The organism is Micromonospora sp. NPDC047467 (assembly GCF_040643095.1).
Classification (GTDB): domain Bacteria; phylum Actinomycetota; class Actinomycetes; order Mycobacteriales; family Micromonosporaceae; genus Micromonospora.
This window is the reverse complement of record NZ_JBEYTO010000005.1, coordinates 157261-180574: the sequence shown is the minus strand read 5'-3', so window position 1 is coordinate 180574 and position 23314 is coordinate 157261. Positions and strand designations below refer to the sequence as shown.

Genomic DNA, 23314 nt, shown 5'->3' with positions numbered 1-23314 from the left:
ACCATGCGTATCGAGTCCCGCTACAACGGGCCCACCGGCTCCGGCAACGGCGGCTGGAGCGCCGGTGTCTTCGCCGCCGCCGCGGGTGCCGCCGGGCCGGTGGAGGTGACGCTCCGTCGGCCACCACCGCTGGAGACCACGCTGAGCCTGGTCGACGGCGAGGTCCGTGACCCGGCCGGCGAACTGGTCGCCGAGGTCCGCCCGGCCGGCGACGTGGACGCCGTCGTACCCCCGGTCGACCGGGAGACCGCGCTGGCCGCGGCGACCCGCTACCCCGGCCTGGTCGAGCATCCGTTTCCCGGCTGCTACGTCTGCGGCCCGCAGCGGGCGGACGGCCTGCGGATCTTTCCCGGCCGGCTGGCGGACGGTCGGACCGCCGCCCCGTTTCGCGTACCCGAGCAGGTCAGCGGCGCTACAGTCTGGGCGGCGTTGGACTGCCCCGGCGGCTGGACCGTGCTCGCACCCGGCCGCCCGTATCTGCTGGGCCGGATAGCGGCGGTGATCACCGCCCTGCCGGCGCCGGGCGACGACTGCGTGGTGACCGGCGCGTTGATCGCCGTCGACGGCCGCAAGGCACTGGTGCACACCAGCCTGTACGGCCCGGACGGCACTCTGCTCGGCGCGGCCCGAGCCACCTGGATCGGCCGCTGACCTGTGCCGTCGTCCAAAGGTAGGACGCGCCTCCACCGCGAGGCGGACCACGCCGTACGGACCGCGCCTGATTGACCTTGTTGCAATGGGCGGTCACGCTGTGCCACGGCGTACCTCGACGCCACACACGGGAGGAGAACGATGACTGACGGGCAGCGAAGCCCCACCAGCGACGGTCAGATCGTGGTGTCCGGTCTGACGAAGCAGTACAAGAACGTCCGGGCGGTGAACAACCTGTCCTTCACCGTGGCACCGGGGCGGGTGACCGGCTTCCTCGGCCCGAACGGCGCCGGCAAGACCACCACGCTGCGCATGCTGCTGAACCTGGTCACGCCCACCGCTGGCACCGCCACCATCAGCGGTCACCGGTACGCCGACCTCACCGACCCGCTGCGGCACGTCGGCGCGGTGCTGGAGGCTTCCAGCGCGCACAAGGGCCGTACCGGCATCAACCACCTGCGGGTCATCTGCGCGGCAGCCGGGCTGCCTAAGCAGCGGGCCGACGAGGCGCTGGCCCTCGTCGGGTTGACGCCTGCGGCGAAGCGCAAGTTCAAGGGCTACTCGCTGGGCATGAAGCAGCGTCTCGGCATCGCCGCGGCGATGCTCGGCGACCCGCGGGTGCTGGTCCTGGACGAGCCGGCCAACGGGCTCGACCCGGAGGGCATCCGGTGGATGCGCGGGTTCCTCAAGAACCTCGCCCACGAGGGCCGCACGGTGCTGGTCTCCAGCCACCTGCTGTCCGAGATGCAGTTGCTCGCCGACGACGTAGTGATCATCGCCGCTGGGCAACTGGTCCGGCAGGGTCCTGTCGACCAGGTTCTCGGGTCGATGGCGCAGAGCGCTCAGGTCCGGGTCCGCACCCCGCAGGCCGAGGCGCTGACCGCCGCGCTCAAGGCCCAGGCGGCCACCGTCACCACCGACGAGCACGGCACCCTGCTGGTCGCCGGGGTGGACGCCCCGACCATCGGCCGGGCCGCCCTCGCCGCCGGCGTGGAGTTGCACGAACTGACCACCGAACGGCCCGACCTGGAACGGGTCTTCCTGGAGCTGACGGCCGGAAAGGCGGGCATCCGATGAACCTCGTCCGATCCGAGCTGCTCAAGATCCGTACGACGAACACGTGGTGGGTCTTCGCGCTCATCAGCCTGCCGCTCTGGGCGCTCACCCTGCTCATCAACTGGTTGCAGACCGACGTCCTGGCCAGCGAGGAGTTCGGCGAGGTGCCGGCCGACCAGGTCGACACGCTGACGGCCGCGGCAAGCCCGGACGCGCTCTCGTCGAACCTCTTCACCACCGGGCAGTTCTTCGGCCTGCTGATCGTGATGCTGCTGGGCATCATCGTGGTGACCAGCGAGTTCTTCCACCAGACGGTCACCACCACGTTCCTGACCAACCCGCACCGCACCGCGGTGATGGGCGCCAAGCTCGTCGCGGCGGGCGTGCTGGCGCTGCTGTTCTGGCTGGTCACCACCGCTTTCAACCTGGTCGCCGGTTCGGCGATCCTGAACTCGGTCGGGTTGGGCTCGCAACTGGGCAACGACGCGGCTTGGCGGGCGATCGGGTTGAACCTGCTCGCGTACCTGCTCTGGGCCGTGTTCGGCGTCGGCATCGGGGTGCTGATCCGCAGCCAGATCGGCGCCACGGTCACCGGCATCCTGCTCTACCTGGGCGGCTCGATCGGGGCCATCTTCGTGATCGCCGTGTTGGCCGACCGCTGGGGTGACTGGATCAACAACCTGCAACTGCTGGTGCCGTCGCTGGCCTCGTCGCTGATGGTCACCGGGGCGGACATCCCCGGCAACCCGCCGCGCTGGGCGGGCGCCGCCGTGCTCATCGGGTACGCGGTGGTCACCGGCGTGGTCGGCACGCTGCTGATGCGTCGGCGCGACATCTCCTGACCGGACGGCCCGGGGGTGGCGGCACGGCCGCCGCCCCGGGACGCTCCGGCCGTCGGTCTTGCTCCACACATCCGCACCGGTACTCAGTTGCTTACCAGTCGGTGACCGCTCACGCAGCGGTTACTGAACTTCTGGCATCTTCTGTGAATCCGACCACGCTACCGAGGCGGAAATGCCTTGTGGATTCGTACAGCGTAGCCTGGGAGTCGTCCTGTCCGTGCTTCCCCACTGGGCTCGGCGGACGCCCGCGTGACATCAACCCGCGTGAAAGAGGCGATTACCGGCCGTGTCGACCCAGCAGACTTCGCAGGAGAACCCACTGGCGGGTTTCGGCCCGAACGAGTGGATCGTCGAGGAGATGTACCAGCGGTATCTCGCCGACCCCACGAGTGTCGATTCGGCCTGGCACGACTTCTTCGCCGACTATCGACCGGCGCCGGGTGCCGGCACACCACGCGGGGCTGAGGCGTCGGGCAAGCCCGCCGCCACGCCGGAGCCGGACGGGCAGCCGGAGGCGACCGCCACGGTCAGCCAGCCGAGCGCCAGCAAGCCGGCCGCCGCGAAGCCGGCACCGGCCAAGGCCGCACCGGCCGCCGCTGCCAAGACAGCCCCGGCCAAGGCAGCCACACCGGCCAAGCCGGCCGCGAAGGCCGCCGCGCCGAGCGCGGACGGCCCGCAGACGACGCCGCTGCGTGGCGTCGCCGCGAAGATCGTCCAGAACATGGACGCCTCGCTGAGCGTGCCCACCGCGACAAGCGTGCGCGCGGTCCCGGCCAAGCTGCTTGTCGACAACCGCATCGTGATCAACAACCACCTCGCCCGTGGGCGCGGTGGCAAGGTCAGCTTCACCCACCTGGTGGGCTACGCGATGGTGCGGGCGCTCGTCCAGCACCCGGAGATGAACAACTCCTTCGCCGAGGCCAACGGCAAGCCGGCCGTGGTCCGCCCGGCGCACGTCAACCTGGGCATCGCGATCGACCTGGCCAAGCCCGACGGCAGCCGCAACCTGGTGGTCCCCTCCATCAAGGGCTGCGAGCAGATGGACTTCCGGCAGTTCTGGCAGGCGTACGAGGACGTGGTCCGGCGGGCGCGGCGCAACGAGCTGACCATGGAGGACTACTCCGGCACCACGATCTCGCTGACCAACCCGGGCGGCATCGGCACCGTGCACTCGATGCCACGGCTGATGCAGGGTCAGAGCGCGATCATCGGCGTCGGCGCGATGGAGTACCCGGCCCCCTACCAGGGCATGTCCGAGACCACTCTCGCCGAGCTGGCGGTCAGCAAGATCATCACGCTGACCAGCACGTACGACCACCGGATCATCCAGGGCGCGCAGTCCGGCGAGTTCCTCAAGGTGATGCACGAGCTGATCCTGGGTGAGCACGGCTTCTACGACGAGATCTTCACCTCGCTGCGCATCCCGTACGAGCCGGTGCGGTGGATGCGCGACGTGGCGGTCAACTCCGAGGGTCAGATCAACAAGACCGCCCGGGTGCACGAGCTGATCCACGCGTACCGGGTGCGCGGTCACCTGATGGCCGACACCGACCCGCTGGAATTCACCATCCGCAAGCACCCCGACCTGGACGTCCTCCAGCACGGGCTGACCCTGTGGGACCTCGACCGCGAGTTCCCGGTCAACGGCTTCGCCGGCCGCAAGCGGATGAAGCTGCGCGAGATCCTGGGCGTGCTGCGCGACTCGTACTGCCGCCGGGTCGGCATCGAGTACATGCACATCCAGGACCCGGAGGAGCGGCGCTGGGTCCAGGAACGGATCGAGCGCAAGTACGAGAAGCCGTCCCCCGACGAGCAGAAGCACGTCCTCAACCGGCTCAACGCCGCCGAGGCGTTCGAGACCTTCCTCCAGACCAAGTACGTCGGCCAGAAGCGCTTCTCGCTGGAGGGCGGCGAGTCGCTGATCCCGCTGCTCGGTGAGGTGCTGGAGTCCTCCGCCGAGGGTGGGCTGGACGAGGTCGTCATCGGCATGGCCCACCGGGGTCGGCTCAACGTGCTGGCCAACATCGTCGGCAAGCCGTACGAGAAGATCTTCTCGGAGTTCGAGGGTCACCTGGACCCGCGCTCGACGCAGGGCTCCGGCGACGTGAAGTACCACCTGGGCCAGAACGGCAAGTTCACCACGCCCGGCGGCGACCACTCGGTCAAGGTGTCGGTGGTGGCCAACCCGTCGCACCTGGAGGCTGTCGACCCGGTGCTGGAGGGCATCGTCCGGGCCAAGCAGGACCGGATAGACCTCAAGCTGGAGGGCTACACCGTGCTGCCGCTGGCGGTGCACGGTGACGCCGCGTTCGCCGGGCAGGGTGTGGTCGCCGAGACGCTCAACCTGTCGCAGTTGCGCGGCTACCGCACCGGCGGCACCGTGCACGTGGTGGTCAACAACCAGGTCGGCTTCACCACCGCCCCGGAGTACAGCCGGTCCAGCCTCTACAGCACCGACGTGGCCCGGATGATCCAGGCGCCGATCTTCCACGTCAACGGCGACGACCCGGAGGCCGTGGTCCGGGTGGCCCGGCTGGCCTTCGAATACCGGCAGACGTTCAACAAGGACGTCGTGATCGACATGGTCTGCTACCGGCGGCGCGGGCACAACGAGGGCGACGACCCGTCGATGTCCAACCCCCAGATGTACAAGATCATTGACTCGAAGCGCTCGGTCCGGAAGCTCTACACCGAGGAGCTGATCGGTCGCGGCGACATCACCGTGGAGGACGCGGAGGAGCTGCTGCGCGACTACCAGGCGCAGCTGGAGAAGGTCTTCAAGGCCACCCGCGACGCCGCGGCGGCGCCGCGTCAGCTCAACCGGCCGCGCCGCGAGGAGGAGCCGGAGCCGCAGGTCGACACCGCGACCGACGTCTCCGTGGTGAAGGCGATCGGCGAGGCGCACGTCAACCTGCCGGAGGGCTTCACCCCGCACAAGCGGATCCAGCAACTGCTCGATCGGCGGGCCAAGATGTCCGCCGATGGCAACATCGACTGGGGCTACGGCGAGATCATCGCGTTCGGGTCACTGCTGCACGACGGGGTCACCGTCCGGCTCGCCGGTCAGGACTCGCGGCGGGGCACGTTCGTCCAGCGGCACGCCTCGGTGGTCGACGCCCGCACCGGCGACGACTACCTGCCACTGAAGTCGCTCACCGGCGACGGCGAGCGCTCCCGGTTCTTCGTGCACGACTCGCTGCTCAGCGAGTACGCGGCGATGGGCTTCGAGTACGGCTACTCGGTGGAGAACATCAACGCGCTGGTCGCCTGGGAGGCCCAGTTCGGTGACTTCGTCAACGGCGCCCAGTCGGTGATCGACGAGTTCCTCTCCTCCGGTGAGGTCAAGTGGGGCCAGCGTTCCGCGCTGACCCTGCTGCTGCCGCACGGCCACGAGGGTCAGGGCCCGGACCACACCTCCGGTCGCCCGGAACGCTTCCTGCAGATGTGCGCCGAGGACAACATGCGGGTGTCCATCCCGACGACCCCGGCGAACTACTTCCACCTGCTGCGCCGCCAGGCCCTGTCGCCGAAGCGCAAGCCGCTCGTGGTGTTCACGCCGAAGTCGCTGCTGCGGCACAAGCTCTGCGTCTCGTCGGTGGAGGACTTCACCACCGGCACCTTCCAGCCGGTGCTGCGCGACACGGCCGCCCCGGCACCGGAGGCGGTGAAGCGGGTGCTGCTCTGCTCGGGCAAGGTCTACTACGACCTGTTCCAGGCCCGGCAGGAGCGCGGCGTCACCGACACCGCGATCATCCGGATCGAGCAGCTGTACCCGCTGCCGGTGGAGGAGATCCGGGCCGCCCTGGCGCAGTTCCCGAACGCGGAGGACTTCGCCTGGGTGCAGGAGGAGCCGGCCAACCAGGGCGCCTGGTCGTTCGTCGCGCTCAACCTGCTGGAGCACCTCAGCGACGTCCGGCTGCGGCGGATCTCCCGCCCGGCCGCGGCCGCCCCGGCGGTCGGCTCGGCCAAGACCCACGAGGTCGAGCAGAACGCGCTCATCGAGGCGGCACTCCCCCGCCCGTGACCTGACCGCACCGCGAGAGCCGGGGCAGGGCCGTCACCACGGCCCTGCCCCGGCTCTCATTGGACCCACCGACCACCGCCCGGCCGCGCCGGGCCGAGCATGAGGACGTACGCGATGTACTTCACCGACCGTGGCATCGAGGAACTGGTCGAGCGCCGGGGCGACGAGCAGGTGACCCTGGAGTGGCTGGGCGAGCGCCTGCGCGACTTCGTCGACCTCAACCCCGAGTTCGAGACCCCGATCGAGCGTTTCGCCACCTGGCTGGCTCGCCTCGACGACATCGACGAGGACTGAACGGTCCCGGAGTCGACGGACGGCTGACCGGCGCCGGCCGGTCAGCGGGTGCGGGAGGCGATCGGTTCCAGGCCGGTACGTCGCAGTTTCTGCCAGCCCAGCCGACCGCCGGTCAGTGCGGTGACCACCGACTGGATCATCACCAGGTACATCAACTGCCGGTAGACGAACTGCTGGAGCGGTAGCACCCACAGCACACCGAGCTTCTCCCGGTCCAGCCGGAACGCCACCACCGCGGTGAGCATCTGCACGCCGAGCATGGCCAGCCAGGCCACCGCCGTGGCCTTCCGGTCGAGGAAGAACAGGCCGTACAGGGCCAGCAGGTCGATCACCGGCGCGAGCAGCGGCAGCAGCACCCCGAAGAGGCTGAGGAAGAACAGGCAACGCCGGGTGAACCGCCCCGACGCGCCCCGGTCGAACACCGAGCGGCGGTGCTTCCACATCGCCTGCATGGTGCCGTAGCTCCACCGGTAGCGCTGTTTCCAGAGCTGGCCGATGCTCGACGGCGCCTCGGTCCAGGCGCGGGCCGTCTCCTCGTAGACGATCTTCCAGCCGGCCCGGCCCAGGGCGATGGTGACGTCGGTGTCCTCGGCCAGGGTGTCCTCGGTCATCCCGCCGGCGTAGCGCAGCGCCTCCCGCCGGAAGGCGCCGATCGCCCCGGGCACCGTCGGCATGCAGCGCAGCGTCTCGTAGAGACGCCGGTCCAGGTTGAAGCCGATGACGTACTCGATGTGCTGCCACTTGGCGATCAGGCTGCGCCGGTTGCCGACCTTGACGTTGCCGGCCACCGCGCCCACCCGCGGGTCGGCGAAGGGCTGCACCAGCCGGCGGACGGAGTCGCGCTCGAAGACGGTGTCGCCGTCGACCATCACGATCAGGTCGTGCCGGGCCAGCGCGACGCCGGTGTTCAGCGCGCTGGGTTTGCCGCCGTTGGGCTTGCGGACCACCCGGACGTTGGGCAGGCGCAGCGCCTCGACGATGTCCGCGGTCCCGTCGGTGGAGCCGTCGTCGACGACGACAACCTCGATCCCGCCCGGATGGTCGCCGCTGGCGAGCGAGCAGACCGCTGCGGCGATCCCCTCCTTCTCGTTGTAGGCGGGGACGATCACCGAGACCGGAGCGGTGACCGGTGGCCCCCACGTCCAACCCTTGGCCCGGCGGCGGCGGGCGTGCCGGCCGGCGAGCACGAACAACGCGGCGGTACGCCCCACCGTGAGCACACCGACGAGCACGAAGAGGATCCCGAACACGCTCAGCGTGTGGTCGGCGCCCCGCACCGCCCAGACCAGCATCCGGCCGCGCCAGCGTTCCCCGACGGAGGCGGCCACACCGACGTCCATCCGTTGCTCGGCACCGGCGGCGGCCAGGGCGAGGTTCAGTCCCTCGGTCACGGTGACGAAGCGGTATCCCCGTTCCTTCATCGTCGGGATGAACCGGTCGAGGGCGGCGACGGTCTGCGCACGGTCACCACCGGAGTCGTGCCAGAGGGTGATGGCGCCGGACGTGCCGTCCGGGGTCGCGTTCATGACGATCTTGTCCACACCGGGCAGCGCCCAGTCCTGGCTGTCGGTGTCGTTGAGCACCGTCAGGTAGCCGAGGTCTCCGGCGGCCTTCACCAACGGCCAGTCGTGGTTGTCGATGGCGTCGGCGTGCGAGGAGTACGGAAACCGCACCAGTGAGGTGCGTACGCCGGTGACGGCGGCCAGGGCGAGCTGCGTCTGGGCGTACTCCAGCTCTCGCCGCCATCCGGGCAGCTCGCTGAGCTGGGGGTGGGTGAAGGTGTGCACACCGAGTTCGTGGCCGCCGTCGACGAGCTTCCGGGCCGTGTCGAGGTGCCGGGACACCTGCGAGCCCAGCACGAAGAAGGTGCCCTTGACCTGGTGGGCTTCCAGGACGCGCAGCACCTCGGGGGTCCAGACGGGGTCGGGACCGTCGTCGAAGGTGAGCGCGATAGTCCGGTCCGGCAGCCGGTACGAGCGGACCTGCTCGCTGTTGGCGCTGATGATCGGTCCGCCGGTCACCACAGAGGTGGGGACCTCCCGTTGCCCTCTGCTGCTCTGCTGGTGATCCGGGGTGAAGGAAGCGTTGGTGTACGCGTTGACGAAGAGCACGCTGCCCAGGACGGCCAGCAGCATGCCGAGCAGGATCCAGCGTGGCTGCGGTACGGCCCGGCGGCGGGTCGACGGGGTGGTCGGCTCAACCATCGACGCGGAGGCCGCCGGCCTGGTCTGGCAGCGTCACGGGGGGCGACAACGGGTCCTGGGTCGGGACCGGAGCCGGGGCCGTCGGGGCCACCGAACCCGTCGGCCTGGGACCGGGCGAGGCCGGCGGGCCGGCGGGGTTGACGCTCGGCGGTCGGGTGGCGTTGGGCGGCCGGGTGGCGCTCGGCGGCCGGGTGGATGCGACCGAGCGGGGAGTCGGGACGACGGTGGGGGCCACCGTCGACGCCGGCCTGTGTGGGACGGCCGTCGACGGGTCAGGGTCGGCGACGGTCGCCTTGGGGGGCGGCGCGGGCCGCTCGGGCTGCTTGACCTCGTCGACGAAGGGCAGCACCGTGTGCGGTTCCACCACGCCCGCGAAGCTGATGCCCACCAGCCCGGTGTAGGTCAGGCCCAGCAGCCCCGCGGCGTACGCGAGCCAACGCAGGCGGGAGCGGCGTCGACCGCTGGGATCGACGAAGACCGGCGGCGGCTGGCGTACGGCGGCGATCAGCGCGGTGGGGCTGTCGGACCGGCCGATGACCATGGTCGGCCCGTCGAGTGGGCCGGTACGATTCGAGTCGGCGGCCGATCCGCGGCCATTCATGCCTGCGGGCATCGATCTCGCGATCGACGCATCGTCGCTGCTCACACGGTGGGCAGTCATGGGACGTGAGTCTAGGTGTGAGCCTTCCTCAGCTTTTCTGACATCCCGCAGGTGAGACGCCGAGCGCATCGCCGCATCCCCACGAAGACTGCCGTCATCTGACGAACACGAGCAGTGATCGACGGATCATCCGGTTGAGCGTCGGGCGTGAAACGACAGTCACGGCCGACCGACCGAAGCGGGGCCACGTCCCGGCGACCAGTCGACCCACCTGCTCGACCGGGCCACCCCGACCGCCCTGCCCGGCAGCCGGGCGAGCCGAACCGCCGCACGTTCCCGTCGCCTCGGATGGTTCGCACCCGATTTCCGGACTGTCCATTCGGCAGTTCAGGGTCGCCGGACCCGCGCGGGTCCGGCGGTGATCTTCTAGGGTGGGTGCGTGGCCCGCAGCGTTTATCTGACCAGCGTGGGGTCCGGAGGGGGCAAGTCGACCATCGCCCTCGGCCTCGCGGAACTCCTCTCCCGGCAGGTCGAGCGGATCGGCGCGTTCCGACCGCTGGTCTCCGGCACCCGCCCCGACCCGATCCTCGCCCTGCTGCACGACCGCTACCGGGTCGACCTGCCCGAGGCCGAGCTGACCGGCATGACGTACGCCGAGGCGGCGGCCCTGGTCGCCGACGGCCGCCGGGAGGAGCTGATCTTCCGGATCGTCGAGCGGTACCGGGCGATCGAGCGGCGCTGCCCGGCGGTCGTCGTGGTGGGCAGCGACTTCGCCGACGGTGGCGATGGCGCCGGCCCCCGCGAGTTGGCCTTCAACGCCCGGCTCGCCACCGAGTTCGGCAGCGTGGTGGTGCCCGTGATCGACGGCTTCGGGCAGGAACCGGAGACGATCGCGGCGGCGGCGCGTGGGGCGTACCACGATCTGGTGGACCTGGGCGCGACGGTGCTGGCGGTGATCGCCAACCGGGTGTCCGGGCCGATGACGCTGCCGGAGCTGCCGGTCCCCGCGTACGCCATCCCGGAGGTGCCGACCGTGTCGGCGCCGACGGTGGCCGAGGTCGCGGCGGCGCTCGACGCCACCCTGCTGGCCGGCGACGAGGCCGCACTCGGCCGGGACGTCCTCGATTACGTGGTCGGCGCCGCGCACGTGCCGATCCTGCTCGACCACCTGACCGAGGGGGCGCTGGTCATCACCCCCGGCGACCGCGCCGACCTGCTGGTCGCGGCGAGCACCGCGCACATCGCCGGGCAGGTCTCGCTGGCCGGCGTGGTGCTCACCCTTGGCGAACAACCCGACCCCCGGGCAATGCGCCTGGTCGAGCGGCTCAACACCGGCTTCGCAGTGCTCTCGGTGCCCAGCGACAGCTACGACACCGTCGCGGCGTCCAGCCGGATCGAGGCACGGCCCAGCCCCGCCAACCCCCGCAAGGTGGAGGCCGCGCTGGGCGCGTTCGAGGACAACGTCGACACCGCCGACCTGGCCCGCCGGCTGCGGGTCACCCGCTCCGAACGCGTCACCCCGATGATGTTCGAGTACGACCTGATCGACCGCGCCCGGACCAACCGCCGCCGGCTGGTGCTGCCGGAGGGCACCGACGAGCGGATCCTGCGCGCCACCGAGATCCTGCTCCGCCGGGGTGTCGCCGACCTCACCCTGCTCGGCCGCTCGGACGACGTCGCCCGCCGCACCCGGGAACTGGGCATCGACCTGACCGGCGCGGACGTGGTCGACCCGGCCGGCAGCCCCTGGCGGGACGAGTTCGCCGCCGAGTACGCGAAGCTGCGCGCCCACCGGGGTGTCACGGTCGAGCTGGCGTACGACATCGTGGCGCAGCCCAACTACTTCGGCACCATGATGGTGGCCACCGGGCACGCCGACGGGATGGTCTCCGGAGCCACCCACACCACCGCCGCCACCATCCGGCCGGCGTTCGAGATCATCCGTACCGTGCCGGACGTCTCGGTGGCCTCCAGCGTCTTCTTCATGCTGCTCGCCGACCGGGTGCTCGTCTACGGCGACTGCGCGGTCAACCGCGACCCGGACGCCGCACAGCTCGCCGACATCGCGATCTCGTCGGCCGACACCGCCGCCCGGTTCGGCATCGAGCCCCGGGTGGCCATGCTGTCGTACTCGACCGGCAGCTCCGGCGCGGGCGCGGACGTGGAGAAGGTCGCCACGGCCACCGCGCTGGTCCGGGAACGCCGACCCGACCTGCTGGTCGAGGGGCCGATCCAGTACGACGCGGCGATCGACCCCGCGGTGGCGGCGACCAAGCTGCCCGGGAGCCCGGTGGCCGGCCAGGCCACGGTCTTCATATTTCCGGACCTGAACACGGGCAACAACACGTACAAGGCGGTGCAGCGGTCCGCCGGGGCGGTCGCCGTCGGCCCGGTGATGCAGGGCCTGCGCCGGCCGGTGAACGACCTGTCCCGCGGTGCCACCGTGCCGGACATCGTCAACACGGTGGCGATCACCGCCATCCAGGCGGCCACCGAGGAGGCCTCGTGAGTCGGGTACTGGTGCTCAACTGCGGGTCGTCGTCGGTGAAGTGGCGGCACTACGACGGTGACCGGACCCTCGGCCAGGGCACCGTGGAGCGGGTCGGCGAGCCCGGCGGCGGCGCGGCGGACCACACCAGCGCCGTCCGGCAGATCCTGGCCGACCTGGACCTGACCGGGCTGACCGCGGTCGGGCACCGGGTGGTGCACGGTGGCCGGAAGTTCAGCACGCCGGTCCTGATCGACGACGCCGTGCTCGCCGCGATCAAGGACCTGGTGCCGCTCGCCCCGCTGCACAACCCGGCCAACCTGGCCGGCATCGAGGTGGCCCGGGCGGCCCTGCCGGACGTCCCGCAGGTCGCCGTCTTCGACACCGCGTTCCACCACACCCTGCCGGAGGCCGCCGCGACGTACGCGATCGACCGGGACACCGCGCAGCGGTACGGCATCCGCCGGTACGGCTTCCACGGCACCTCACACGCGTACGTCTCCCGACGCACCGCCGAACTGCTGGGCCGCCCGTACGAGCAGCTCAACACGATCACCCTGCACCTGGGCAACGGGGCGAGCGCCTGCGCGGTGGCCGACGGCCGCAGCGTGGCCACCTCGATGGGGATGTCGCCGCTGGAAGGGCTGGTGATGGGCACCCGCAGCGGTGACCTGGACCCGACCGTGATCTTCCACCTGCGCCGCGAGGCCGGGATGTCGGTCGACGACATCGACGACCTGCTCAACCACCGCAGCGGCCTGCTCGGGCTGACCGGCGTCAACGACATGCGCGAGGTGCTCCAGCGCCGGGCGGCCGGGGATCGGGCCGCCGCGCTGGCCTTCGACGTGTACTGCCGGCGGATCACCGGGTATGTCGGCGCGTACTACGCGCTGCTCGGCCGGGTCGACGCGATCACCTTCACCGCCGGCGTGGGCGAGCACGCCGCGCCCGTGCGGGCCGCCGCGCTGGCCGGGCTGGCCCGGCTCGGCATCACCGTGGACGAGACCCGCAACAACGGCGACGGCGATCGGATCATCTCGCCGGACGACGCCGAGGTGAGCGTCTGCGTCATCCGCACCGACGAGGAACGGGAGATCGCCCGCCAGACCCGGCACGTGGTCGACGGCGGCAGCCCACAGCGCTAGGCGACGAGCCAGACGACGAGGGCCACCAGGAGCACGACGACCGCCGCCGCACCGATGATCAGGGGGAGACGGGACGGCGACTCCGTCGCCCCGCCGGTCTCCGGCGTCTGGGTGAACGCGCGGAACGCCTCGGTGTTGCCGCTGGGGTCGGTGTAGTTCTCAGCCATGCGGGTGACCCTAGCGAAGACCGCGTCGGCGTACCGTCCCCGACCACACCGCCCGCCCGTGTCAACCCGGCCGGCGGAGTCGACCCAGCCGGGTGGCGGGCGCAGCCGGGCCGGAAGACGGGGTCGCGGCGCACCCCGGGCACCTACGGTAAAGCGATGGGGGCGGGGCGGCTGATCGCCGTACTGGTGACAGCGCTGCTGGCTGGCTGCGCGCCGGCCACCGCCGCGCCGGGCGGGTCCAGCGGCCCGCAGGCAGCGCGTCGGGCGCCCGAGGGGTCGTACGCCGTCGGCGTGCGTACGCTCACCCTCGATCCGCGCTCGGCGCGCCCCCTGCCGGTGACCATCTGGTACCCGGCGTCGACCGGCGAGGTGGCCGCCGGCCGGTTCCCGGTGGTGGTCTACAGCCACGGATTGCACAGCCGGCCCGAGCTGCACGCCGAGCTGACCACCCGCTGGGCGGCGGCCGGTTTCGTCGTGGCGGCCCCCGCGTACCCGCACACCCGGCAGGGTGCCGCCCGGTTCACCCGGGCCGACGTCCGCAACCAGCCCGCCGACGGTTGGCGGCTGATCCGGCACCTGAGCCGCCTCGACAGCGACCCCACCGATCCGCTCGCCGGCCACCTGGACCTCACGTCGATCGCCGCCGCCGGGCACTCGGCGGGCGGCTTCACCACCAGCGGCATGTTCACCGAAGGCCACCCGGCACGGCTGCGCTCCGGCATCGTGATCGCCGGCGGTGGGCTGCCCGGCAGCTTCGCCGGGCCGATCGCGCCGCTGCTCTTCGTGCACGGCACGGCCGACGCTGTGGTGCCGGTGACGGTCGGCCGGGCCGCGTACGGGCGCGTACCGGGGCCGGCCGCGTTCCTCAGCCTGCTCGGTCAGGGCCACGGCGAGTACCTGACACCGGGCAACCCGGGCTTCGCGCCGGTCCTCACCACCACCACCGACTTCCTCCGGTGGACCCTCTACGGCGACCGGGCGGCGGGCACACGCCTGCCCACCGGCGCCCGCACGCCCCTGACCCGCTACGAGTCCCGTCCCGCCCACTGACACCCGCCGGGCAGTCGGTGCCGACTCAGGGCCGGGCGGATGTACCCGCTGCGGATGCCGGGACGTCCCCGCCGCCCGAAGGACGCCGCTGATCCGGCTCAGCTTCGCGTCGGTCCTGGTCGAGCAGGTCCTCGTACAACCCGACCTTGAACGTGATCAGGTCAAGGCACTGGGCGAGCCGGCCCATCTGACCGGTGACGCGCTCGTGGTGCTCGCGCAGGAGCGCGAGCCGCTCCCCCTCGTTGCCGGCACCGTCGCGGACGAGATCGGCGTAGCGCCGGAGCGCCGGCAGCGGCATGCCCGAGGCACGCAGGATGATGCACACGGTCAGCCAGTCCACGTCGTCCTGGCTGTAGACGCGACGCCCACCAGGCCCGCGGCGTACGGGGCTGACGAAGACGCCCTCCTGCTCGTAGAAGCGCAGCGCGTGCACGCTCAGGCCGGTGCGCTCGGCCACCTGTCCGATGCTCAGAATCGCTGTGACGTCAGCCATGTCGTGCAGGGTAACGAGGGTTGACCTAGAGCCGGCTCTAGCTCCTACCGTGCCGTGTGATCGTCACCGAATCACAGAGGAGCATCGCCATGCACTACCGCGCTCTCGGCGGCACCGGCATCGAGGTGAGCACCCACTGCCTCGGGACCATGATGTTCGGTGCCGTCGGCAACCCCGACCACGACGACTGCGTCCGCATCGTCCACACCGCCCTGGACCAGGGCATCAACTTCGTGGACACCGCCGACATGTACGGCCAGGGCGAGTCCGAGCAGATCGTCGGGAAGGCACTGCGGGGGCGGCGGGACGACGTCGTACTCGCCACCAAGGTGCACTTTCCGATGGGTGAGGGGCGCAACCGCGGTGGGAACTCCCGGCGGTGGATCCTCACGGCTGTCGAGGAGAGCCTCCGGCGTCTGGACACCGACTGGATCGACCTCTACCAGATCCACCGCCCCGACCCCCGCACCGACATCGAGGAGACCCTCTCGGTGCTCACCGACCTCGTACGCCAGGGCAAGATCCGCGCCTTCGGCTGCTCGACGTTCCCGGCCGAGGAGATCGTCGAGGCGCACCACGTCTCCGAGCGTCGGGGCCTCGGCCGGCTGCGTACCGAGCAACCGCCGTACTCGATCCTGGCCCGGGGAATCGAGGCCGCGCTCCTGCCGGTCTGCCAGCGCTACGGCATGGGGGTGCTGGTCTGGAGCCCACTCGCCTTCGGGTTCCTCACCGGCAGATACCGCAAGGGTGAGCCCGTCGACCTGTCGACAGGGCGGGCCGTCCTGCGCCCGGCGCAGTTCGACCCCACGATCGCCGAGAACACCGCCAAGCTCGACGTCGTCGAACAGCTCGTCGACCTCGCCGCGCAGGTCAGCTGCACGCTGCCGCAGCTCGCCATCGCCTTCACTGTGGCCCATCCCGCGGTCACGTCGGCGATCATCGGGCCACGGACCAGCGGGCAACTGGAGGATCTGCTCAAGGGCGCGGCGCTCACCCTCGACGACGCCGTCCTCGACCGGATCGACGAGATCGTGCCGCCCGGAACCAACATGTACAACCCCAACGCCGCCTTCCCGCCGCGCACACTCACCGACACCACGCGCCGACGGCGACCGCGCTCCGAACGCGCCGCAGCGTGAGGTGGGTGGGTGACGGTGTCGGCACAGCACGCCCAACCCGGTGACCCCGGCAGGGCACAATGAGCCTCATGTCTCGTCGCGTCACCCCCACGCTGCTGGCCACCACTCTGCTCATGGCTAGTCTGGTCGGCTGCTCCTCGGACGCCCCGAAGAACGAGAGCGCACCGGCGCCGGCCACGTCACCGCCCGCCGCCACCGCCACACCGACACCGCAGGTCCCCGCCGGGACCGCGCCGGAGACCACCTTCGCTGTCGGCGTACGCCAGCTGAAGCTGAACCGGGACGGCCGTGCGCTGCCGGTCACGCTCTGGTACCCGGCGGCCGGGAAGGCCGGCGGCGTGGCGAAGCGGTCCGCGACGGCCGCCGAGGGCCGCTTCCCGGTGGTGATGTTCAGCCACGGCTTCACCGCCCACCCGGACGACTACGCCCCGTTGCTGACCCGATGGGCGACCGCGGGATTCGTCGTGGCTGCGCCGATCTTCCCGCACACCTCGCGGGGCAGCGACGGCAAGCTCGTCGACGTGCTCAACCAGCCGGCCGACGTGTCGTACGCGCTGACCCAGGTGCTGGCGCTCGACGGCAAGGCCGGCGACGGGCTGCGCGGCCGGCTGGCCACCGACCGGGTGGCCGCGGCCGGGCACTCGGCCGGCGCGGTGACCACCATCGGCCTCTTCACGGGCGGCCGGGACGAGCGGCTGGTCGCCGGGGTGGTGTTCGCCGGTACGGCCGTCGGCGTGGGGACCGCGTTCGCGGGGGTGTCCGCGCCGCAGTTGTTCGTGCACGGCGAGTTGGACGAGGTGGTCGAGTACGCGGCGGGCAAGGCCGCGTACGAGAAGGTGCCGTGGCCGAAGGCGCTGCTGAGCCTGCCCAAGGGTGACCACGGGCGGGCGCTGCTCAGCGACGCCAAGACGCTGCGGGTCGTCTCGGACACGTCCATCGAGTTCCTCCGCTGGTCGCTGTACGGCGACGCCGCAGCCAAGGAGCGCATCTCGACCGGGGCCACGCGCGGCGGCCTGGCAACCTTCGACAACCACCTCTGACGCGCGCCGACCTATTCAAGATCCGTGCAACATCCAGGAAATAGTGGCCTCAGCGTCGCCGGAGACCACTATTTCCCTGATGTTGTGCGGATCTTGAGCGCGGCGGCCAGCGCGTCAGGCCGTGTGGTCGATGACGATCTTGCCGAAGGCGTCGCCGGAGTGCAGGCGGGCGAAGGCGTCCTCGACCCGGCTGAAGGGGACCACGCTGTCCACCACCGGGCGCACCTCGTTCTCGGCGCAGAACGCCAGCAGCTCGTACAGCTCCCCAGGGGTGCCCATCGAGGTGCCCAGGATCTCCAACTGCATGGCGAAGATCCGGCGGAGGTTGATCGACGGCTGGTGCCCGGCGGTCGCGCCGGAGACCACGATCCGGGCCATCGGCGCGGCCGACTTCAGCGAGTGGTCGAAGGTGGCCGCGCCGACCGTCTCGATCACCACGTCGACCCGCTCCGGCAGCCGGGCACCCGGTTCCACGGCGGTGGCGCCGAGCGCGGTGATCCGCTCCCGCTTGGTGGCGTCGCGGCTGGTCGCGTACACCCGCTTGCCCATCGCGACGGCGAGCGCGACGGCCGCGGTGGCGACGCCGCCGCCGGCACCCTGCACGAGCACGGTGTCCGCGTCCGCGACGCGACCCTTGGTCGTCAGCATCCGCCACGCGGTCAGCCAGGCCGTGGGCAGGCACGCCGCGTCGGTCGCCGCCAGCCCGTCGGGCAGCGGGATCAGGTTCGATCGGGGTACGGCGACCCGCTCGGCGAGCGTCCCTGCGAAGTGCTCGGAGAGGATGGACACCCCGCGCGGGTCACCCGGCGTGACGACCACCGGGTACACGACCACCTCGTTGCCCTCGGGGTCCACTGCGACCGCGTCGCAGCCGAGGATCATCGGCAACTGCGCCTCGGTGAGCCCCACCCCGCGCAGTGACCAGAGGTCGTGGTGGTTGAGCGAGGTTGCCCGGACCTGCACGGTCACCCAGTCGTCTTCCGGGTGGGTCGGCTCGGGCCGTTCACCGACCGTGAGCGCGGCGAGGGGATCGGAGTCGTCGAGGCGGGAGGCGAAGGCGGCACGCATGATCGGCACGGTAACAAGCTGAGCGCCCGTTAAGAAGGGTCCTCCCACGCCCGGGGCGTGAGAAAGACCCTTCTCCTCCAGCGTGGGTCAGCAGCTCATCGGCGGGCGACGCCGTCACGACGGGCCGCTTCGGCGACGGCTTCGGCGACGGCCGGCGCGACGCGCGGGTCCAGCGGCGACGGGACGATCGCGTCGGCGGTCAGCGACTCGGCCACCACACCCGCGATGGCGTCGGCGGCGGCGACCTTCATCCCCTCGGTGATCCGGGTGGCCCGCGCGTCCAACGCGCCCCGGAACACCCCGGGGAAGGCCAGCACGTTGTTGATCTGATTGGGGTAGTCGCTGCGCCCGGTCGCGACCACCGCGACGTGCCGGGCGGCCACGTCGGGGTGCACCTCCGGGGTCGGGTTGGCCAGCGCGAACACGATCCCGCCCGGCGCCATCCCGGCGACCGCGGCCTCGGGGATCTGACCACCGGAGACGCCGATCAACACGTCCGCGTCACGCAGCGCCTCGGTGATGTCGCCCTGGCGGCCGGCGGCGTTGGTGCTCGCCGCCAACTCGGCCTTGGTGCCGGTCAGCTCGGTGCGGTGCCGGCCGATGATCCCCTTGGAGTCGCAGACGACCACCTGGTCGGGGTTGACGCCGCCGGCGATCAGCATCTTCGTCACGGCCACGCCTGCCGCACCCGCGCCGCTCACCGCCACCCGGAGGTCGCCGAGCTTGCGGTTGAGCAGGGTCGCGGCGTTACGCAGCGCGGCGAGCACCACGATCGCGGTGCCGTGCTGGTCGTCGTGGAAGACCGGGATGTCCAGCGCCTCGTCGAGCCGACGCTCCACCTCGAAGCAGCGCGGGGCGCTGATGTCCTCCAGGTTGATCCCGCCGAACGAGGGGGCCAGCGCCCGCACCACCGCGACGATCTCGTCCACGTCCTGGGTGTCCAGACAGACCGGCACCGCGTCCACCCCGGCGAACTGCTTGAACAGCACCGCCTTGCCCTCCATCACCGGCAGCGCGGCACGCGGGCCGATGTTGCCGAGCCCGAGCACCGCGGAGCCGTCGGTGACCACGGCGACGGCGTGCGACGCCCAGGTGTAGTCGTCGGCCAGGTCGGGGTTCGCCGCGATCGCCTCACACACCCGGGCAACCCCTGGGGTGTACGCGAGGGAGAGGTCTTCCCGGCTGGTGAGTGGCACCGTCGAGGCGACGGCCATCTTGCCGCCGACGTGCAGCTGGAAGACGGGATCAGCGGGGTCCACGGTGGACGAAGACATGGTGGTGACTCCAGGATCTGTCGAGCAGATGGGGCGGCCGGGCCCCGCCGCGAGGTGTGCGGCGAGCGGTGGCACGCGGTGCGGGGGTCACCCGGGCACTTTTCGAGCATAGTGTGGACGCCGCCACTCGGATGTGAGCAGGGTCATAACGGACGGCGGGGCACCCGTCCGGGGCGCGGCCAGTAGCGGGCCACCACCCTCCCCCGCACGTCGGCCACCCCGTACGCCCGGGAGTCGTCGGTGACCAGGTCGTTGTCGCCGCGCAGCCACCAGCCACCGTCCTGTGGCCGGACCGCCCGCTTCACGACCAGCAGTTCGGGGCGCGTGCGGAACACCGCGACCACCACGTCACCGGGACGAATCGGGCGGCCTCCCGGCCTGACCAGCACCGCGTCGCCGTGCCGTAACGCCGGCGCCATGGAGGGACCGGTGACCAGGACGGCGGTCAGCGGCCCCCGCAGCCGGGGTGCCTCTGCCGGTTGATCGGCGCGCACGGGTTTCACCTCCAGCCGCTCGGGGAGCATTCCCAGGAGTAATGTCGCCTTTGATCATCGCAAACCTGCCATGGAGGATCCCGATGCGACTTTCCCGCATCCTTGCGCCCCGCGTCACCGCGAGCGCTCACTGCGACCTGCCGTGCGGCGTCTACGACCCGGCCCAGGCCCGGATCGAGGCCGAGTCGGTCAAAATGATCTGCGAGAAGTACCAGGCGAACACCGACCCGGAGTTCCGCACCCGGGCGGTCATCATCAAGGAGCAGCGCGCCGAGCTGGTCAAGCACCACCTGTGGGTGCTGTGGACCGACTACTTCAAGGCGCCCCACTTCGAGAAGTACCCGAACCTGCACACCCTGTTCAACGAGGCCACCAAGCTCGCCGGCGCCGGTGGCGTCAAGGGCAGCCTGGACCCGGCCACCGCCGACAAGCTGCTCTCGAAGATCGACGAGATCGCGAAGATCTTCTGGGAGACCAAGCAGGCGTGACCTCTCCGGTCATCCCGACGATCCGGCCGGCACGTCCCGAGGACGTGCCGGCCGTCGTCGCCATGGTGCACGACCTGGCGGAGTACGAACGTGCTCCCGACCAGTGCCACCTCACCACCGAGCAGTTGACCTCGGCTCTGTTCACGACCACTCCGGCGCTCTTCGGGCACGTCGCGGTCGACGAGCGTGACGAGCCGATCGGCTTCGCCCTGTGGTTTCTCAACTTCTCCACCTGGGCCGGAGTGCACGGCATCTACCTGGAGGACCTCTACGTCCGACCGGCCGCCCGGGGCACCGGCGCGGGCCGCCTGCTGCTCGCCACCCTGGCCGACATCTGCGTCCAGCGGGGCTACCAGCGGCTGGAATGGTGGATGATCAACTGGAACCCGGCGGCCGGCTTCTACGCCTCGATCGGCGCCGAGCAGATGAGCGAGTGGATCCCCTACCGGCTCAGCGGCGACGCACTGCACGGCCTGGCCGCCCAGGGGCAGGGCCGCCATCACGCGCCCGAACCATCGACCGGGTAGAGTCCCCGACCGGAGGGATGAGGCGTGACTCAACTGACCGGCCAGCCAGCGACCGACGACGACGTGGTGCACCTCACGGTGCCCGCCGACGGCGGTTACCTCGGCGTGCTCCGCACCGCCACCGCCGGTCTCGCGGCCCGGTTGCAGTTCGCGCTCGACGAGATCGAGGATCTGCGGATCGCGGTCGACGAGGCGTGCGCCATGCTGCTCGCCATCGCCACCCGGGACGCCGAGTTGGAGTGCCGCTTCTCGGTGACCGACGACGCCCTGACCGTCGAGGTGACCGTGCCGACCGTGCGGGGTGCCACGCTGCCCGCCGAGTCGTCCTTCGCCTGGAAGGTGCTCACCGCCCTCACCACCTCGGCGTCCGCCACGGCCGCCGAGGGCCGGGCAACGATCTCGCTGCTCACCCGCCGCTCCAACGGCTAGCGACCAACCACCGCACCGCAACGGGTCAGCACCGGATCGCCGGGGCAGCCCGTCGGGGTGGGGTCACTCGAAGCCGAGGGCCCGCGTCGTCGGTGGGCTGACCAGCAACCAGCCGACGCCCAGGCCGAGCGCCATCAGCGGCACGCCCAGCCAGCCCAGGCCGGCCTGGATCATGAACCACCCGATCGGCAGCAGCATCAACTGGAGCACGATCGCGGGGGCCCGCGCGCCGGCCCGCCGGCGCACCAGCGCGCGACCCAACGCCCAGAGCGCGACGGCCGCCCCGATGGCGAACCCGGTGACCAGCAACGCCGACGCGAGGTCGGTGGTGGTGGCGGTGAGGTCGGCCCAGAGCAGCCAGGCGGCGATCAGCCCGACGACGACCGCCTCCGCCCACAGCAGCCGAACCGCCCAGCGGAGTGTGACGGGAATCGGAGCCGAGTCGATGGTCACGCGCGCCACGATACCTGGGCTACCGGAAGGTACAGTGCCGCCCATGCGGGCCGTCCTGGTGGTCAATCCGAAGGCCACCACTACCAGCGAACGCAGCCGGGACGTGCTTGTCCGGGCGCTGCGCAGTGAAGTCGACCTCAGCGTGCGCTACACCCGCCGCCGCGGGCACGCCATGGCGCTGGCCCGCGAGGCCGCCGCGGAGGGCGTCGGCCTCGTCGTCACCCTGGGTGGTGACGGCACGGTGAACGAGGTGGTGAACGGCCTGATGGCGGCCGAGCCGCCAGCGGGTGCCGAGGGCGCCTCGATGGCCGACCGGCTGCCCGCGCTGGCCACTGTTCCGGGTGGTTCGACAAATGTGTTCGCCCGCGCGCTGGGCCTGCCCCGGGAGTGGCCGGATGCGACCAGCATGATCCTCGAAGGGCTGCGCCTGGGCCGGCAGCGGACGGTCGGGCTGGGCCGCGCCGACGACCGCTACTTCACCTTCTGCGCCGGGTTCGGGCTGGACGCCGCCGTGATCCACCGGGTGGAGCAGGCCCGGCGGCGGGGCCGCGTCTCCACTCCGGGGCTCTACCTGCGCTCGATCATGAACCAGTACTTTCTCGCCTCGGACCGGCGGCACCCGGCGATCAGCCTGGAGCGCCCTGGCGAGCCGGTGGAGGGCGAGCTGGCCACCGTCATCATCCAGAACACCGCCCCGTGGACGTACCTGGGCGACCGGGAGGTCAACCCGAACCCGGACGCGTCGTTCGACCTCGGGCTGGACGTGCTGGCACTGCGTCAGCTCCGAGTGGCTAGCACAACACGGACTGTGACTCAGTTCCTGTCCCGGAAGCCGGATCGCAGCGGGCGGCAGGTGTTACGACTCCATGACACAGCGGAGTTCACCCTGCTCTCCAGCCGTCCACAGGCGTTCCAGCTGGACGGCGACTATCTTGGCGAGCGGGAGAAAGTCAGATTCACATCCATTCCCGCCGCACTCAGAGTAATCTACTAGGTCTCGGGTACTGCCCTAGGTCGACGCGGCACCGCAACCGCAACGACGGTCGCCGCCACACCGAGGGGCAGGTGCCGGAAATGTCAGCAATGTCTCGCGGACTGTACTATATTGATCCTCGACTGTGGCACGGCGGGTAACCGGGAAGGCACTGGAACCCGGACAAATGGGCTGTGGGCTTGCTCACCGCACAGAGTTTTTCCGAGCGTCACCCTTGACATCACGAGCGATCGTGAAAGTATTCACAAGCGAACTTGAGTTACCGGGACATTGCCTGGATATGCTCGTCAGGTTGAGCTGTTCCAGCAGGTCCCCGGGACTAACTGCCTGCTCACGCACCGCCGAATGGACAGACGCGAACGGTCACCATCGGCACGCGGACGCATATAGGAA

22 protein-coding genes are annotated in these 23314 nt (G+C 70.9%); 14 read left to right on the top strand and 8 right to left on the bottom strand.

The genetic code is table 11. The features are described from left to right. Positions 1-3: 3 nt before the first annotated feature. From ABZ780_RS16290 to ABZ780_RS16270, 5 genes are all read left to right on the top strand, one after another. Complete coding sequence (locus tag ABZ780_RS16290) at positions 4-651, top strand: hypothetical protein (RefSeq protein WP_357007561.1); 648 nt, start codon at positions 4-6, stop codon at positions 649-651. Positions 652-792: 141 nt separating this feature from the next. Next, positions 793-1728 carry an ATP-binding cassette domain-containing protein gene (locus ABZ780_RS16285; RefSeq protein WP_357007559.1) on the top strand — a complete coding sequence of 312 codons (936 nt, stop codon included), beginning with the start codon at positions 793-795 and terminating at the stop codon, positions 1726-1728. Continuing rightward, entirely contained in the window at positions 1725-2549 is an 825-nt protein-coding gene (locus tag ABZ780_RS16280; RefSeq protein ID WP_357007557.1) for an ABC transporter permease, read from the top strand. The genes ABZ780_RS16285 and ABZ780_RS16280 overlap by 4 nt, the downstream gene beginning before the upstream one ends. Positions 2550-2835: 286 nt before the next feature. Beyond that, positions 2836-6573, top strand: coding sequence for a multifunctional oxoglutarate decarboxylase/oxoglutarate dehydrogenase thiamine pyrophosphate-binding subunit/dihydrolipoyllysine-residue succinyltransferase subunit (locus ABZ780_RS16275; protein WP_357007555.1), 3738 nt, complete (start codon positions 2836-2838; stop codon positions 6571-6573). 114 nt (positions 6574-6687) lie between these two features. Continuing rightward, positions 6688-6867 (top strand): DUF6104 family protein, encoded by a 180-nt coding sequence (locus ABZ780_RS16270; RefSeq protein WP_053660250.1) that lies wholly within the window; start codon positions 6688-6690, stop codon positions 6865-6867. Positions 6868-6908: 41 nt separating this feature from the next. Here the strand turns inward: ABZ780_RS16270 and ABZ780_RS16265 are convergent, their stop codons facing one another. Together ABZ780_RS16265 and ABZ780_RS16260 are read right to left on the bottom strand one after the other, a co-directional pair. Beyond that, positions 6909-9071 (bottom strand): glycosyltransferase, encoded by a 2163-nt coding sequence (locus ABZ780_RS16265; protein ID WP_357486504.1) that lies wholly within the window; start codon positions 9069-9071, stop codon positions 6909-6911. After that, positions 9064-9672 (bottom strand): hypothetical protein, encoded by a 609-nt coding sequence (locus ABZ780_RS16260; protein ID WP_357486502.1) that lies wholly within the window; start codon positions 9670-9672, stop codon positions 9064-9066. The genes ABZ780_RS16265 and ABZ780_RS16260 overlap by 8 nt, the downstream gene beginning before the upstream one ends. 439 nt (positions 9673-10111) lie before the next feature. Here ABZ780_RS16260 and pta point away from each other — a divergent pair, with 439 nt between their 5' ends. Continuing rightward, on the top strand, positions 10112-12181 hold the full coding sequence (gene pta, locus ABZ780_RS16255; protein ID WP_357486500.1) for a phosphate acetyltransferase: 2070 nt from the start codon (positions 10112-10114) through the stop codon (positions 12179-12181). After that, positions 12178-13305, top strand: a complete 1128-nt coding sequence (locus tag ABZ780_RS16250) for an acetate kinase (protein ID WP_357007547.1) — start codon at positions 12178-12180, stop codon at positions 13303-13305. The genes pta and ABZ780_RS16250 overlap by 4 nt, the downstream gene beginning before the upstream one ends. On the opposite strand, the gene ABZ780_RS16245 is transcribed toward ABZ780_RS16250, so the two are convergent. Further along, the gene (locus tag ABZ780_RS16245) at positions 13302-13472 is read right to left on the bottom strand and encodes a hypothetical protein (protein WP_357007545.1); all 171 of its coding nucleotides are present in this window, start codon (positions 13470-13472) and stop codon (positions 13302-13304) included. The two genes, ABZ780_RS16250 and ABZ780_RS16245, sit on opposite strands and share 4 nt — an antisense overlap. A gap of 156 nt (positions 13473-13628) precedes the next feature. Between ABZ780_RS16245 and ABZ780_RS16240 the strand changes: the two genes are divergently transcribed. Further along, on the top strand, positions 13629-14522 hold the full coding sequence (locus ABZ780_RS16240; protein ID WP_357007543.1) for an alpha/beta hydrolase: 894 nt from the start codon (positions 13629-13631) through the stop codon (positions 14520-14522). A 25-nt stretch (positions 14523-14547) separates the two neighbouring features. On the opposite strand, the gene ABZ780_RS16235 is transcribed toward ABZ780_RS16240, so the two are convergent. Continuing rightward, the gene (locus ABZ780_RS16235; RefSeq protein WP_357007540.1) at positions 14548-15015 is read right to left on the bottom strand and encodes a MerR family transcriptional regulator; all 468 of its coding nucleotides are present in this window, start codon (positions 15013-15015) and stop codon (positions 14548-14550) included. An 89-nt stretch (positions 15016-15104) separates the two neighbouring features. Between ABZ780_RS16235 and ABZ780_RS16230 the strand changes: the two genes are divergently transcribed. Next, entirely contained in the window at positions 15105-16154 is a 1050-nt protein-coding gene (locus tag ABZ780_RS16230; RefSeq protein WP_357007537.1) for an aldo/keto reductase, read from the top strand. A 68-nt stretch (positions 16155-16222) separates the two neighbouring features. Next, on the top strand, positions 16223-17194 hold the full coding sequence (locus ABZ780_RS16225; protein ID WP_357007535.1) for a chlorophyllase: 972 nt from the start codon (positions 16223-16225) through the stop codon (positions 17192-17194). A 114-nt stretch (positions 17195-17308) separates the two neighbouring features. On the opposite strand, the gene ABZ780_RS16220 is transcribed toward ABZ780_RS16225, so the two are convergent. The 3 genes from ABZ780_RS16220 to ABZ780_RS16210 all read right to left on the bottom strand — a co-directional run bounded on the left by ABZ780_RS16220 (position 17309) and on the right by ABZ780_RS16210 (position 20030). Next, the gene (locus ABZ780_RS16220) at positions 17309-18271 is read right to left on the bottom strand and encodes a zinc-binding dehydrogenase (RefSeq protein ID WP_357007532.1); all 963 of its coding nucleotides are present in this window, start codon (positions 18269-18271) and stop codon (positions 17309-17311) included. An 86-nt stretch (positions 18272-18357) separates the two neighbouring features. Further along, positions 18358-19536 (bottom strand): NADP-dependent malic enzyme, encoded by a 1179-nt coding sequence (locus ABZ780_RS16215; RefSeq protein WP_357007530.1) that lies wholly within the window; start codon positions 19534-19536, stop codon positions 18358-18360. 143 nt (positions 19537-19679) lie between these two features. Beyond that, entirely contained in the window at positions 19680-20030 is a 351-nt protein-coding gene (locus tag ABZ780_RS16210) for a S24/S26 family peptidase (protein ID WP_357007528.1), read from the bottom strand. An 83-nt stretch (positions 20031-20113) separates the two neighbouring features. Between ABZ780_RS16210 and sodN the strand changes: the two genes are divergently transcribed. Genes sodN through ABZ780_RS16195 form a run of 3 tightly spaced genes read left to right on the top strand, consistent with a single transcriptional unit; the run spans position 20114 to position 21474 of the window. Next, positions 20114-20518: a superoxide dismutase, Ni gene (gene sodN / locus ABZ780_RS16205; RefSeq protein WP_357007525.1), complete on the top strand. Its 405-nt coding sequence runs from the start codon at positions 20114-20116 to the stop codon at positions 20516-20518. Next, on the top strand, positions 20515-21045 hold the full coding sequence (locus ABZ780_RS16200; protein WP_357486498.1) for a GNAT family N-acetyltransferase: 531 nt from the start codon (positions 20515-20517) through the stop codon (positions 21043-21045). Before sodN ends, ABZ780_RS16200 begins: the two co-directional genes overlap by 4 nt. Before the next feature lie 24 nt (positions 21046-21069). Further along, entirely contained in the window at positions 21070-21474 is a 405-nt protein-coding gene (locus tag ABZ780_RS16195) for an ATP-binding protein (RefSeq protein WP_357486497.1), read from the top strand. A 63-nt stretch (positions 21475-21537) separates the two neighbouring features. On the opposite strand, the gene ABZ780_RS16190 is transcribed toward ABZ780_RS16195, so the two are convergent. After that, positions 21538-21927: a hypothetical protein gene (locus ABZ780_RS16190; RefSeq protein WP_357007519.1), complete on the bottom strand. Its 390-nt coding sequence runs from the start codon at positions 21925-21927 to the stop codon at positions 21538-21540. Positions 21928-21970: 43 nt separating this feature from the next. On the opposite strand from ABZ780_RS16190, the gene ABZ780_RS16185 reads away from it, so the two are divergent. Further along, positions 21971-22921, top strand: coding sequence for a diacylglycerol kinase family protein (locus tag ABZ780_RS16185; RefSeq protein WP_357486495.1), 951 nt, complete (start codon positions 21971-21973; stop codon positions 22919-22921). Positions 22922-23314: the final 393 nt, after the last annotated feature.